Genomic DNA, 13,221 nt, shown 5'->3' with positions numbered 1-13,221 from the left:
CGAGACACATAGCGTCTCGTCCTAAAGATTGGCTCCTTGGATGAAGGGGTTTTCACCTATTATATTAGCAACACTTTATTAAGCAGGGTTTAACTCGTTGTAAATATATTGTAAACTATTCGCTTTTTTGCTCTTTATTAAACTCAACAGTAAAGGTAGTGCCTTTTCCGACATCACTTTTTACAGCAATATGGCCTTTGTGCGCTTCTACAAGGTGCTTCACAATGGCAAGGCCAAGCCCAGTTCCGCCTGAGTTCCTGCTCCTTGCTTTATCCACCCTGTAAAAGCGTTCAAAGATTCTTGGAATTTCTTCTTTGTTCATTCCAATCCCCGTATCGCTGACCGTAACAACAGCATGCTTTTGTATATTTTCAAGAGTAACAGATACTTTTCCGCCCTTTGGTGTATAAGTTAACGCATTATTTATGAGATTAATGAAAATCTGCTTTATGCGGTGAACGTCGCCGTATGCATAAACATGGCTGTCTTTGCTGTCCAGCACCAGCTGAATTTCCTTTTCATCCGCTTTTCCTGAAAGCATCACAATGATTTCTTTCATTACTTCATTCAAATCGCAATTGGACAGATTAAGCTTGAATTCCGGCTGCTCAATTTTAGACAAATCAAGCAGGTCCTGAATGAGGGACTGCAGTCTGTCGCTTTCCTTTAATATGATCGACAGGAAGTATTCAAGCGTCTCTTTGTCCTCCATCGCCCCGTCAAGAAGCGTTTCGGTAAAGCCCTTCAGCGATGTGATCGGCGTTTTCAGCTCATGGGAAACATTTGCGACAAAATCTTTTCGCATCTGTTCAAGCTTTTTCAATTCGGTAATGTCATGAAAAACTAGAACTATTCCTTTCCACTCATCATTGGTACCGATAATCGGAGCACCGTAAATCTCAAAGTGGCGTCTTTCAATCTGCAGCGGCAGGTGAAGCTGCTTTCTGACCCTTACCTCTGTCATGAAAATTTCTTCCACAGTGTCTATAATCTCCTGATGCTTGAACGCCTCATAATATAGCTTATATAAAAAATCCTCCGGGGCTACATGGAATAGTTCCTTGTAGGCGCGGTTAACGAGATTAATGTATCCTCTTCCGTCTATCAGGATCAAGCCGCTCCCCATATTTTCAATCAGGGTTTGCAGCCGGTCCTGCTGCATCTCCTGCGCTCTTGCCATATCCTGCAGGTTTCTGGCCAGCACATTAATTGATTGGCTGAGCATGCCGGTTTCATCCAAATGATCTTCATAGGTCCTTGCTTTATAATTGCCCTTTGCCAGCTCCATTGCCACATTTGTAGCCGATTCGATCGGCCTGGTGTACTGTGTTGTAATCCGGACGCCAAGGAGCAGAATAACAACAAGGGCAAGGCCAAGGCTTGTTACAAGCAGGCCCCAGATCTGCTGGTTAACCTGTTTCAGAGACTCTATCGGATTTGATAAAACAAGATAACCGGTTTTTTTCCCATTTTCAAATAAGGGCAGCCCGTAATACAGAAGATTGCCGCTGACATTGGAAAGATGAAAGCCTGTCTGCTTGGATTGGTATTTAGCAAGAATCAGGCTAGTAATCTTCTTGCTGTTATGCGAGAGTCTCTTTGTTTCGGCAAGTACTGATCCATCAGCATCCAGTAGCATCACATCAGATTTAACAATCGATGACACTTTCGGAAGCAGCTTGTCCGGCTTTTTGCTTGAGCTTTCCAAAAGTAACAGCTGGGTAAGCTTTGCCTCTTTTTCCACTCTGTCTTTATATGTATTCATGTAATAGCTGTTGAATATTTGTCCGAGAAGGAGCCCCAATCCTACAAGCACAACGATTATTAGTGTAATGAGGGCAAAAAGGAGCCGGGACCGGAACCTATTCATCCATCTTAGGCTCCTCAAGCTTATAGCCCAGTCCGCGAATCGTTTTTATATAAAGCGGCTTCTTCGTATTGCGCTCAATTTTTTCCCGAAGATGGCTGATATGAACATCGACAATTCTTGTATCACCGGCAAAATCATAATTCCATACGGCGCTGAGCAGCTGATCACGCGTCAGAACACGGCCTTTGTGCTTGCCGAGATAGACAAGAAGTTCAAATTCCTTCGGAGTCAGTTCCAGACGTTCAATCCCGTAATAAGCTTCATAATGCTCCGGAAGAATTTTCAAATCACCGATCATCATTTTATCGGAAGCTTCCAGTTCTGCCTTCGGTTCAGTCTCCTGCAGATGCTGTGTTCTTCTAAGAATAGCCTTAATCCGTGCCACAACCTCTCTTGGGCTGAAAGGCTTTGTCATGTAATCGTCAGCACCCAGTTCAAGGCCAAGCACTTTATCGAATTCATCATCCTTGGCTGTCAGCATAAGAATCGGCACCATGATTTTCTGCTGGCGCAGCTGCTTGCAGACTTCTATTCCATCCATTTTAGGCAGCATCAGATCAAGCACCATCAAATCAGGATTTTCACTGAGCCCTTTCTGAAGACCTTCTTCTCCGTCCAAAGCAGTGACGACATCATAGCCGGCTTGTTCCAAGTTATATTGCAAAAGCGTTAAGATGGATTGCTCATCATCCACGACCAGTATTCTCTTACTCATACAATCCTCCAGGCATAAAGTTTTTCTTCTTATCTTTATTATAATCGAATAGACCCTAATGCAAAATGGCTTTCAAATTTTATTCTATCGTAACTTTTTCCAATAGGGAATGTGCAAGACTCCGAAAGCAGAGATTTGCCTTGCCAGCCTACTTACAAGCGCAAAAAAAGCCATCCCTATTAAAAGGACAGCTTTTCAGACTAGAAGTTTTCAAACGCAAGCCCAACATTCTCATCAGGATGATAAGGCGGGCAGACCGTTAACAGTCCCTCTATGACAAGATCTTTCCCATGAACACCTTGTACCTTCACAATGATAGTATGGGCCGCCTCATTTACCTCTTCTACCTGCAGAATAAAATCCAGCTTGCTTGAATGATAGGCTGGCTTCGGGAAAGAAAATTCCTGTTTGATCACATGGCTTCCAGGGCCGGGAAGGTATTTTGATACGGCTGACATAACAAGTCCTGTCAGCAAAAAGGGCGGTATGACCGGCTTTTTATAAGGTGTCAGAGCAGCATAATCAGGCTGCAGGTAAAGCGGATTTGCGTCTTCTGTCAGCCCCAGATATAAAAGCAGATCTTTTTCTTTTATACTTTCAGTGAAAGCGAGCTTTTCCCCTGTTGATATCTGGTTTAAATGACGTCCAAGCTTTCTTTTTCTGCCAATCAGCATGAAAAGACCCCCCTTTGCGTGTAAACGCTTTCATTCATGAGCGAAAAAAATGGGGATGCCTCCCCTTAGTTAGACAATGCTTTCATTACATTTTTAACAGAGTCGGCAGATTTAGAAAGAGCTGTTTTTTCCTCATCCGTCAGATCCAGCTCGATGATCTTTTCTAACCCGCTGCCGGAAAGAATAGCAGGCACTCCAAGGTAGATGCCTTCATAGCCATATTCACCTTCCAGGTAAACGATGGCTGGCATGATTCTGCGCTGGTCTTTTAAGATGGCCTCAGCCATTTCAACAAGAGAAGCAGCAGGTGCATAATAAGCACTGCCATTGCCTAGGAGACTGACAATTTCACCGCCGCCTTTGCGCGTCCGTTCTACAATTGCGTCAAGCCGGTCTTTCGGTATGAGCGACTCAAGCGGGATACCGCCTGCATAAGAGTAGCGGACTAGCGGCACCATATCGTCACCGTGTCCTCCCAATACAAAACCTGTCACATCTTTAACTGAAATATTCAGTTCCTGTGCAGCAAATGTACGGAAGCGGGCTGTGTCAAGGACACCAGACTGCCCGATGACGCGTTCTTTTGGAAAACCGGATTCTTTAAATACGGCATATGTCATAGCATCGACAGGGTTTGTTAATACGATCATGATGCAGTTCGGAGAATGGGCTGCCACTTCTTTGGCAACACTGCGCATGATTTTTTCATTAGTGGCAACAAGGTCATCACGGCTCATGCCGGGCTTTCTGGCAATACCTGCCGTAATAACAACAATATCTGAATCCGCTGTATCCTCATAGCTGGAAGTGCCTGAGATTTTCGAGTCAAACCCTTGCACTGGACTAGCTTCCAGCATATCAAGCGCCTTGCCTTTTGCCGGATTTTCCAGTTGCGGAATATCCACAAGGACAATATCGCCAAGTTCTTTTTGAGCCGCCAAAAAGGCCGTTGTTGCTCCGGTAAAGCCAGCACCGATGACAGAAATCTTTTTGCGTTTGTTCATTATTCTCCAGCCCCATTCTTTTTTGGAATGAAAAGCGCCACCCCTGTGTAAAAGCGGTCCTGCCTGCAGCATCTTCCCTTAAAGGAGAAATAAACGCTCAGACCAAGTCCGAACGTTTATTATCTCTATTATATGAAATTAAGCCATGTTTTTAATTAATTCGTCAGCGAACTCAGAGCATTTCACTTCTGTTGCTCCATCCATCAGGCGGGCAAAGTCGTAAGTAACAACTTTAGAAGCGATTGTTTTTTCCATAGATTGTGTAATCAGATCTGCTGCTTCGTTCCATCCAAGGTGTTCAAGCATCAAAACGCCGGAAAGGATAACAGAAGATGGATTCACTTTATCAAGGCCGGCATATTTTGGCGCAGTGCCGTGAGTTGCTTCGAAAATAGCATGTCCAGTTTCGTAGTTGATATTCGCACCTGGAGCGATTCCGATTCCGCCAACTTGCGCGGCAAGGGCATCAGAAATGTAATCGCCGTTCAGGTTCATTGTAGCCACTACTTCAAATTCTGCAGGGCGGGTAAGGATTTGCTGAAGGAAAATATCAGCGATGCTGTCCTTCACAATGATCTTGCCTGCAGCTTCAGCATCAGACTGTGCTTTGTTTGCAGCGTCTTTGCCTTCCTGTTCAACAAGACGGTCGTACTCAGCCCATGTGAAGACTTTTTCTCCGAATTCTTTTTCAGCAAGCTCATAGCCCCAGTTTTTGAAGGCGCCTTCTGTGTACTTCATGATGTTGCCTTTATGAACAAGCGTGACAGACTTGCGGTTATGGTCAATTGCATATTGAATCGCTGCACGCACAAGACGGCTTGTACCTTCCTGTGAAACAGGCTTGATGCCGATACCTGATGTTTCAGGGAAACGGATTTTGTTAACGCCCATTTCATTTTGAAGGAATTCGATAACCTTTTTCACTTCGTCAGAGCCTTTAGCATATTCGATGCCGGCATAGATATCTTCAGTGTTTTCGCGGAAGATAACCATGTCTGTGTCTTCAGGGCGTTTTACCGGTGAAGGCACACCTTTGAAGTAGCGCACTGGACGAAGGCAAGTGAACAGGTCAAGCTCCTGGCGCAAAGCAACGTTCAAAGAACGAATACCGCCGCCTACAGGAGTAGTCAGAGGACCTTTGATTGCGATCATGTACTCACGGATCACGTCAAGAGTTTCGTCAGGAAGCCAGCTTCCAGTTTGATCAAATGCCTTTTGGCCAGCAAGAACTTCTTTCCAAACGATTTCTTTTTCGCCGCTGTACGCTTTCTTTACAGACTCTTCAAGAACGCGGGAAGCTGCAGCCCAAATGTCAGGACCTGTGCCGTCTCCCTCAATGAAAGGAATAATTGCTTTGTTAGGTACATTTAATTCTCCGTTAGTTACGGTAATTTTCTCTCCGTTTGCCACGTTTCATTACCTCCTGAATATGTATGGTTTGTAGATGCCTGATAGGCTTCATCAAAAAAGAGCAGCTTGAAGCAAGAATACTCTAAATTAAAGACTAGAAGAGGAAAGGCTTTCCGTCAACCGCCAGCAGGCTTTTTTATGAAATTTCTCAGAAAAAAACCTGCCGGGTTTCAAGAAACTGCTTATCTCTCTTCAATGCTTCTGTAAGACTGTTTATTAGGGCCTGTATACTCTGCGCGAGGGCGGATCAGTCTATTATTCTCGTATTGTTCAAGAATGTGCGCCAGCCAGCCGGAAACACGGCTTACTGCAAAGATCGGCGTGAAGAGATCATGATCAATTCCAAGGCTGTGATAAACACTAGCAGAATAGAAATCTACGTTTGGCGGCAGCGGTTTCTGGGATGTTACGGTTTCTTCAACCTTCACAGACATTTCATACCACTTGGATTCGCCGTTCAGCTCGCCCAGCTTTTTGGACATTTCCTTCAGGTGCTTCGCGCGCGGATCTCCCTGGCGGTAAACGCGATGGCCGAATCCCATAATTTTTTCTTTGTTTTCCAGTTTATTTTTAATGTAGCTTTCAGCCTTTTCCACTTCGCCGATTTCACTCAGCATTTTCATAACTGCTTCGTTTGCTCCGCCGTGAAGCGGTCCTTTTAAAGCACCGATCGCTGAAGTGATGCCTGAATACACATCAGCAAGAGTTGCAACTGTAACGCGCGCTGCAAATGTAGAGGCATTCAGCTCATGGTCTGCATGTAGAACAAGCGCTTTATTAAAAGCTTCGATGGCAATCGGACTTGGTTCTTCGCCAGTCAGCATGTAAAGGAAGTTTGCAGCAAATCCAAGGTCCTGTCTTGGCTGTATTGGCTCAAGTCCGCTTCTGATGCGGCCAAATGCCGTTACAATGGATGGAAGCTTTGCCTGAAGGCGGATCGCCTTGCGGTAATTTGCTTCAGGGTCCATTACGTCTGCTTCTTCGTCAAACAGCCCAAGAAAAGAAACAGCTGTGCGCAATGCTGCCATCGGATGCACTTTATCGATAGGATATGTGCGGAACTGATCGATCACTTCCTGAGGAAGCGCTGAATTTTCAGCTAGCTGCTTTTTAATCTCGTCAAGCTGAGCCTGTGTTGGAAGCTCACGGTGCCATAACAGATAAATAACTTCTTCAAAGCTGGAATTTTCAGCAAGGTCGTCAATGTTATAGCCAGCATATGTAAGTGTGTCATCAATGATGGAGCTGACTGAGGATGTAGTTGCGACTACCCCTTCAAGACCGCGCGTTGTTGTCATATAAATCTCTCCTTTTTCTTATAAATTTCCCCGCGTATGCCCTTGTTTAAAAGCGAAAAGAGCAAAAAAATATCTTCAGCGATCTGCTGGATCTTCACCTGAACAGATGCTCACCCCATAAGCATACCTTTTCTTATCGAAAAAAGAAAATGCTTACATTAATTTGTATTAAAAAATCACGTTTAGGGAACGCAATTTTTTCCTATAATATTAGGCTAACATAATAAATCAGCCTATTAATATTATAAACAATAATCTGAACTTTGTGAACGGAAAGCAGCCAAACTGGCAAAAAATTTGTCGGAAGAGCAGAGGATGGCAGATGAAGGCCAATTTGGCAGGGCCGCCTCTTCCAATTTTCTTAAGAAGAGGATGCTTAAAATTTTATCATTGTAAGCAACGGCACCTTTCAATATTTTGGAAAGCAGTTTCGCCTTCACTGCTGAAACAGCTTAACAAGCTGCATGGCCATATAAGCAATTCCAGCTCCAATCAGCGGTCCGACTGCAACCCCTTTGAAAACAGAGACGGCAAGGATGGTTCCAAGAACAAGAGCCGTCGTAATATGAGGATCCTCGGAAAGCAGCGTTAGCCCATTTTTTGCAATTAGAGCCACAGCTATTCCAGAGCCGAGCGCAATCCATGCATAATAAGATTTCATGCTGTCAATCATTTGCTTAAATCCGATATCACCTGTCGCTATCGGAACGAGCACCGCGATCGTAATAACAGTCACACCCCAGTTAATCCCCTTTGATTGAAGGACCGGAAAGATTTTGCCATCAAGACCGGACACTTTAACAATCAATAGAAATGCAACAGCAATGATCAAAGACTGATTTTTTGCTATGAGACCGATTCCAAGCAATATTAATAGAAAAATGTAAGCCTGGCTCATTGGATCTTCCTTTCGTCATTTAGGGAATCTTCTCTCCATTATTTTATCGCAAATTGTGCCAGCCGTAAAAAAAAAGCAATGAAAAAGCCGGTAAAATCCCTCCGTAAGTCATGAACAAGCCATAGAGCGAGTAAAATACAGTACATGAAAAAAAAGAGGGGGGTTTTTCCGTGAAGCATGCTTACCGCATCGCTGCAAGAGCAGGCTTTGTCGCAGCAGGGGCAGCAGCAGCCTTCTTTATAATTGCTGTAAGCTTCCCTCTTCTTTATCCATTTTATGCAGCAGCCCTCCTGGCCTATTTTTTAAACCCTTCCGTCAACTTTTTAACAGGGAAGATGAAATTCCCAAGAGGCATTTCATCAGCAGTAATGCTTTTCCTTCTGTTAGCCGCTGCATCTGCTTTGCTCATTTCCCTGCTCGCTGAGCTTGCAGCAGGGCTTAAATATCTGGCGTCTGTATTTCCGTTTTACCTGAAGCATTTTATTGCCTATTCTCAGTCATTTTTCTCAGGAAGCATTGTTCCTTTCGGGGACAAGCTCGCAGAATTATACAATTCCCTTGAAGAAGGCCATAAGCAGACCATTATGACCAATCTTCAATCAGCAATGGAAAATGCACTAAAAGAAGCGGCAAGCATGACCTCCCGCATGCTGAACGCACTTCCGGCATACATCAGCGCCCTGCCTGCTGCAGGAAGCATTTTCTTCCTTGTTGTCCTGTCAGCCTTCTTTATCAGCAAGGACTGGTACAAGCTCGGTGCTTCTCTGAAAAAAAAGCTTCCTCCAAGAATGCAGGAGAAGGTGCAGCTGCTTCGAGATGAAATAAAAAGGGCTGTAGCAGGATTGATCAAAGCCCAGCTCTGTTTAATGCTGATCACCATCATTCTTTCCTATATCGGCCTGCTCATTCTCCGCATCCCCCATTCCCTTGCTGTTGCCTTTATGATTGGCCTAATGGATTTTATTCCTTTTGTCGGTTCAGGCATCATCTTCTTTCCCTGGATCGCCTATTTGCTGCTAAGCGGCGGAAGCAAGCTTGCGAGCGGTATCGGTGTCCTGTTTTTAGTTGTCATTATTGTCAGGCAGCTGCTTGAACCCAAATTGATGTCCAAGTCGGCAGGTGTTCCGCCGCTTCCGGCACTGCTCGCCCTTTTTGCCGGCTACAAGCTATTTGGACTTCTCGGTCTTTTTGCAGGACCGCTTATCATTGTGCTTGCTTCTTCTCTTTATAAAGCTGGAATATGGCAGGCTATATGGAGCTTTATTGTAAAGGATGATTAGTATTAGTGAAAAAACAGCTCCTGCTGAAAAGCGGGAGCTGTTTTTATGAGATAGATAAAAAATGGATGTTTTCAAGCTGGTACAGTTAGTTTTCCCATTCACGGATTGAAAACGGGAAAGCTTCGGCTTATTTACACACCTGAAACCGGCGTTTATGCGCGGCTTTTCACGTTTTATGCGCGGCTTGCCGTTAGTTATGCGCGGGAAAAGGCTTCATTGCGCCGGTTTATCCGCTTATGCGCGGCTATAGCCATTTATGCGCGCTTTCCTTATGCGCATGGTTCACCTATTCCATGTACAAAAGCAATTAACGAATGATTGTATATTTTTTCTTACGCAGCTGCCGATTCATCAATTTCATGATAAAGGGCTTTACCCATCGTCGGGTAAATGGCAGCAGGAGGACAAATCCAACCAGGTCGGAAATAAACCCAGGAGTCACAAGCAGGACAGCCCCAGCCAGAATGCACAAGCCATCTAGGATCGCATCGCTCGGTATCATTCCAGAACTCCATTGCTCTCTTGCTTTTTTAATCGTTTCAATGCCCTGTTTTTTGGCAAGCCATGCTCCGATTATCCCTGTCAGGATGATCAAGAGAACAGTTGGAAGGACACCGATATGTTTTCCTGAATAAATAAACAAGCCTATTTCGATTGCCGGTATGAGAATGAGCAGGATGAGCAGGTATCTCATCGAATTCCTCCAGTTGATTGACTGTTATTTTGGTTTTTTTGGGGTTGTTATAGGGGTGTAAAGAGTCTCTGTCCCCATTCTATACAAGGACCTGCCCCCATTGCGTTACCGCACAAGGGGACAGGGACAATGAATAAAAAGCCTTGCTGTTGCTAGCCTCAGTTAAACTGGACCAGGGCTTTCATTCTTTAGCAGAGCAGGGGACAGGGAACTGCATGGGTACACCTGTCCCCCGCTCTGCTGCCGCATCAAGGGACAGAGACAACTGCCCAAACCCCCTTGTTTCACTAGGTTTCATAAGTAAGGGGGACAGGACTTTCATTCTTTAGCATAGTGAAGGACAGGTCCCTCTTTTTATTGGGGACAGAGACTTAAAAGATAGCCCGCCAACCAAGCCTCCCCTAAAACCCAAAGCTAAAAAAAAGAGAACCCCAGGCAGCTGCATGCTTTCCGGGACTCCCCCTTTTTCTTTATAAATTAGATGATGCTTGCACGGCCTTTATAAATAACGCCTCTTGAAGGATCAACGGTTATTTCCAAACCATCTTTCAGGTTTACAGTAGCCCGTTCCACGCCAACTACGACCGGAACGCCAAGGCTTAAGCCGACAACTGCTGCATGGCTTGTCAGACCGCCTTCTTCCGTAATGATGGCTGATGCTCTTTCGAGTGCAGGCATCATGTCACGGTCTGTTCCTCTAGTGACTACGATGGCACCGTCAAACATTTTCGTTGCAGCTTCTGCTGCTGTATTGAGGACAACTACTGTACCATGGGCTGACTTTCTTCCAACACCCTGGCCCTTTGCAAGGATATCACCGACGATATAAACCTTCATCAGGTTGGTTGTTCCTGCTTCACCAACAGGGACGCCAGCAGTGATGATTGTCAGGTCGCCGTGCTTCACAATGCCGGTATGGAGCGCTTCTGATACAGCATTTTCAAGCATTTCATCAGTTGATTCTGCTTTCAGACCTGTTGTTGGGTTAACACCCCATACTAATGCAAGCTTTCTTGTAACAGCTTCATCAGAAGTTACAGCGATAATCGGCGCCTGCGGACGGTATTTTGAGATCATTCTTGCTGTATGTCCGCTTTCTGTCGGCGTGAGGATCGCTGATACGTTCAGGTTCAGTGCTGTATGTGCTACAGACTGGCCAATGGCATCTGTGATCGTCATATTGGTTTCCTGGCTGATTTTAGCCAGTTTTTCTTTATAGTTCAGGGCAGTTTCTGTTCGGGACGCAATATTATGCATTGTTTTTACAGCCTGCACAGGATATTGGCCTGCTGCTGTTTCACCGGAAAGCATAATCGCATCTGTTCCGTCGAAGATCGCATTCGCAACGTCACTTGCTTCCGCTCTTGTCGGACGCGGGTTGCGCTGCATGCTGTCAAGCATTTGCGTTGCTGTGATAACAGGCTTTCCAAGCTGGTTGCATTTTTTAATCAGGCTTTTTTGAACTAGAGGCACTTCTTCTGCAGGTATTTCCACACCAAGGTCGCCGCGTGCTACCATCAGGCCGTCAGAAACCTGAAGAATTTCATCAATGTTGTCGACGCCTTCCTGGTTTTCAATTTTCGGGATGATGTGAATGTGATCAGCGTTATGCTCTTCAAGAAGCGCTCTGATTTCAAGCACGTCAGAAGCTCTGCGCACAAAGGAAGCCGCAATAAAGTCCACACCCTGCTTAATGCCAAAGAGGATATCGTTGGCATCTTTTTCTGTAATGCCCGGCAGCTTGACGCTTACTCCTGGCACGTTAACTCCTTTTTTGTTTTTCAGTGTTCCGCTGTTGTTAATTTTCGTTTTGATTTCACTGCTGGCTTTGTCAATTCCGATTACTTCAAGCTCAATCAGGCCATCGTCCAAAAGAATAGTAGAGCCTACGTGAACATCGTCAATTAAGCCTTCATATGTAATAGAGAATTTTTCAGGTGTGCCTGTTACTTCTTTCATGGAAACAATCGTTTCTTTTCCGGCAGTAAGCTCGATTGAACCGTTCTCCATGGAATGCGTTCTGATTTCAGGGCCTTTCGTATCAAGCAGAATCGCAACCATTTTGCCTGTTGCACTGCTTGCTTCACGCAGGTTTGTAATCCTTGCACCATGCTCTTCAAAGTCGCCGTGAGAGAAGTTCAGCCTTGCTACGTTCATTCCTGCTTCCATTAGTTCTGTCAGTTTTTCAACGCTTTCGCTGGCTGGTCCAATGGTACAAACAATTTTAGTTTTGCGCATAGTAGATGTTCCTCCTAAGTATTATTACTGGAAACGATTCCAAGAAGAGTTTCTTATATAGAAAGCTCCTGGGAAAGCTGGTACATGGCATGATCAATGGTATGCTTATGATCCAGAATTTCAAGAATATCGTGATCCACAAGCTTGTTGCTTTGGATGCCCACACAGCGCCCGCCTTTGCCTTGAATCAAGAGCTCTACTGCGTAAGCGCCGAGACGGCTGGCAAGCACTCTGTCTGCTGCAGTCGGAGAACCGCCGCGCTGGATGTGGCCAAGTACGGAAACCCTTGTTTCGAAGCTTGTTTTTTCCTCAATCTGTTTGCCGATTTCCACTCCGCTGCCAACACCTTCGGCCACAATGATAATACTGTGTTTCTTGCCTCTTTCATGCCCTCTGTCCAAACGGGTAATCACATCATCCATGTCAAAATCAGCTTCAGGGATCAATATGGTTTCTGCCCCGCCGGCAAGTCCTGCCCAAAGTGCAATGTCACCCGCATGCCTTCCCATTACTTCAATGACATATGTGCGCTCATGGGATGTGGCCGTATCACGGATTTTATCAATGGAATCGATGACCGTATTAAGGGCCGTATCAAAGCCGATGGTTAAATCTGTTCCGGGAATATCATTATCAATTGTGCCAGGTACGCCTATGCATGGAAAGCCTTCTTCAGTCAGCTTTTTAGCGCCCATGTATGAGCCGTCGCCGCCGATGACTACAAGGCCTTCAATGCCGTGTTTTTTCAGCTGTTCAATTCCTTTTTTCCGGCCTTCAACTGTTTTGAATTCCGGGCATCGTGCTGTATAAAGCTTGGTGCCGCCTCTATGGATGATATCCCCCACTGAACCGAGTTCAAGCTTTTCAATATGGCCGGCAATAAGTCCTGCATAGCCGTGGTATATTCCGTATACTTCCATATCATGATAAATTCCCTTCCTGACTACTGCGCGGACGGCAGCATTCATTCCGGGAGAGTCTCCACCGCTGGTTAAAACACCGATTCTTTTCATCATTTTCACCCCAGTAGGTAATATGTATGTAATAAAGATAACATGAAGAAATTAGTAGCACAATGGACAAGAAACGACATTTGTCGAAATTTCTCCATCGTTAATCCGTCTACATTATACAGTATTT

Annotated in this window: 11 protein-coding genes; 1 reads left to right on the top strand and 10 read right to left on the bottom strand. The window is 45.1% G+C overall.

Going from position 1 to position 13,221, the window contains the following annotated elements:
* Positions 1-115 precede the first annotated feature (115 nt).
* The 7 genes from pnpS to LRR81_RS01055 form a co-directional block, all read right to left on the bottom strand.
* A complete protein-coding gene (pnpS, locus tag LRR81_RS01085; RefSeq protein WP_231787451.1) occupies positions 116-1,870 on the bottom strand; it encodes a two-component system histidine kinase PnpS in 1,755 nt (584 codons plus the stop codon).
* A complete protein-coding gene (locus LRR81_RS01080; RefSeq protein ID WP_231787450.1) occupies positions 1,863-2,585 on the bottom strand; it encodes a response regulator transcription factor in 723 nt (240 codons plus the stop codon). The genes pnpS and LRR81_RS01080 overlap by 8 nt, the downstream gene beginning before the upstream one ends.
* A 200-nt stretch (positions 2,586-2,785) precedes the next feature.
* The gene (locus tag LRR81_RS01075) at positions 2,786-3,259 is read right to left on the bottom strand and encodes a MaoC/PaaZ C-terminal domain-containing protein (RefSeq protein WP_231787449.1); all 474 of its coding nucleotides are present in this window, start codon (positions 3,257-3,259) and stop codon (positions 2,786-2,788) included.
* A gap of 65 nt (positions 3,260-3,324) precedes the next feature.
* Entirely contained in the window at positions 3,325-4,266 is a 942-nt protein-coding gene (gene mdh / locus LRR81_RS01070; protein ID WP_408631585.1) for a malate dehydrogenase, read from the bottom strand.
* Between the two features lie 135 nt (positions 4,267-4,401).
* On the bottom strand, positions 4,402-5,673 hold the full coding sequence (icd, locus tag LRR81_RS01065; protein ID WP_231787447.1) for an NADP-dependent isocitrate dehydrogenase: 1,272 nt from the start codon (positions 5,671-5,673) through the stop codon (positions 4,402-4,404).
* 182 nt (positions 5,674-5,855) lie between these two features.
* On the bottom strand, positions 5,856-6,971 hold the full coding sequence (gene citZ / locus LRR81_RS01060) for a citrate synthase (RefSeq protein WP_231787446.1): 1,116 nt from the start codon (positions 6,969-6,971) through the stop codon (positions 5,856-5,858).
* Positions 6,972-7,407: 436 nt separating this feature from the next.
* Complete coding sequence (locus LRR81_RS01055) at positions 7,408-7,869, bottom strand: DUF441 domain-containing protein (protein WP_231787445.1); 462 nt, start codon at positions 7,867-7,869, stop codon at positions 7,408-7,410.
* Between the two features lie 170 nt (positions 7,870-8,039).
* On the opposite strand from LRR81_RS01055, the gene ytvI reads away from it, so the two are divergent.
* Entirely contained in the window at positions 8,040-9,149 is a 1,110-nt protein-coding gene (ytvI, locus tag LRR81_RS01050; RefSeq protein ID WP_231787444.1) for a sporulation integral membrane protein YtvI, read from the top strand.
* 307 nt (positions 9,150-9,456) lie between these two features.
* On the opposite strand, the gene LRR81_RS01045 is transcribed toward ytvI, so the two are convergent.
* The 3 genes from LRR81_RS01045 to pfkA form a co-directional block, all read right to left on the bottom strand.
* Positions 9,457-9,843, bottom strand: a complete 387-nt coding sequence (locus LRR81_RS01045) for an FxsA family protein (protein ID WP_231787443.1) — start codon at positions 9,841-9,843, stop codon at positions 9,457-9,459.
* Between the two features lie 477 nt (positions 9,844-10,320).
* On the bottom strand, positions 10,321-12,081 hold the full coding sequence (gene pyk / locus LRR81_RS01040) for a pyruvate kinase (RefSeq protein ID WP_231787442.1): 1,761 nt from the start codon (positions 12,079-12,081) through the stop codon (positions 10,321-10,323).
* A 53-nt stretch (positions 12,082-12,134) separates the two neighbouring features.
* A complete protein-coding gene (gene pfkA, locus LRR81_RS01035; RefSeq protein WP_231787441.1) occupies positions 12,135-13,094 on the bottom strand; it encodes a 6-phosphofructokinase in 960 nt (319 codons plus the stop codon).
* Positions 13,095-13,221: the final 127 nt, after the last annotated feature.

Origin of the sequence: Metabacillus kandeliae (genome assembly GCF_021166585.1) — a bacterium.
GTDB classification, from domain to species: Bacteria; Bacillota; Bacilli; order Bacillales; family Bacillaceae; genus Metabacillus_B; species Metabacillus_B kandeliae.
The sequence above is the reverse complement of the archived record's forward strand: the minus strand, read 5'-3'. Positions and strand labels throughout refer to the sequence as shown.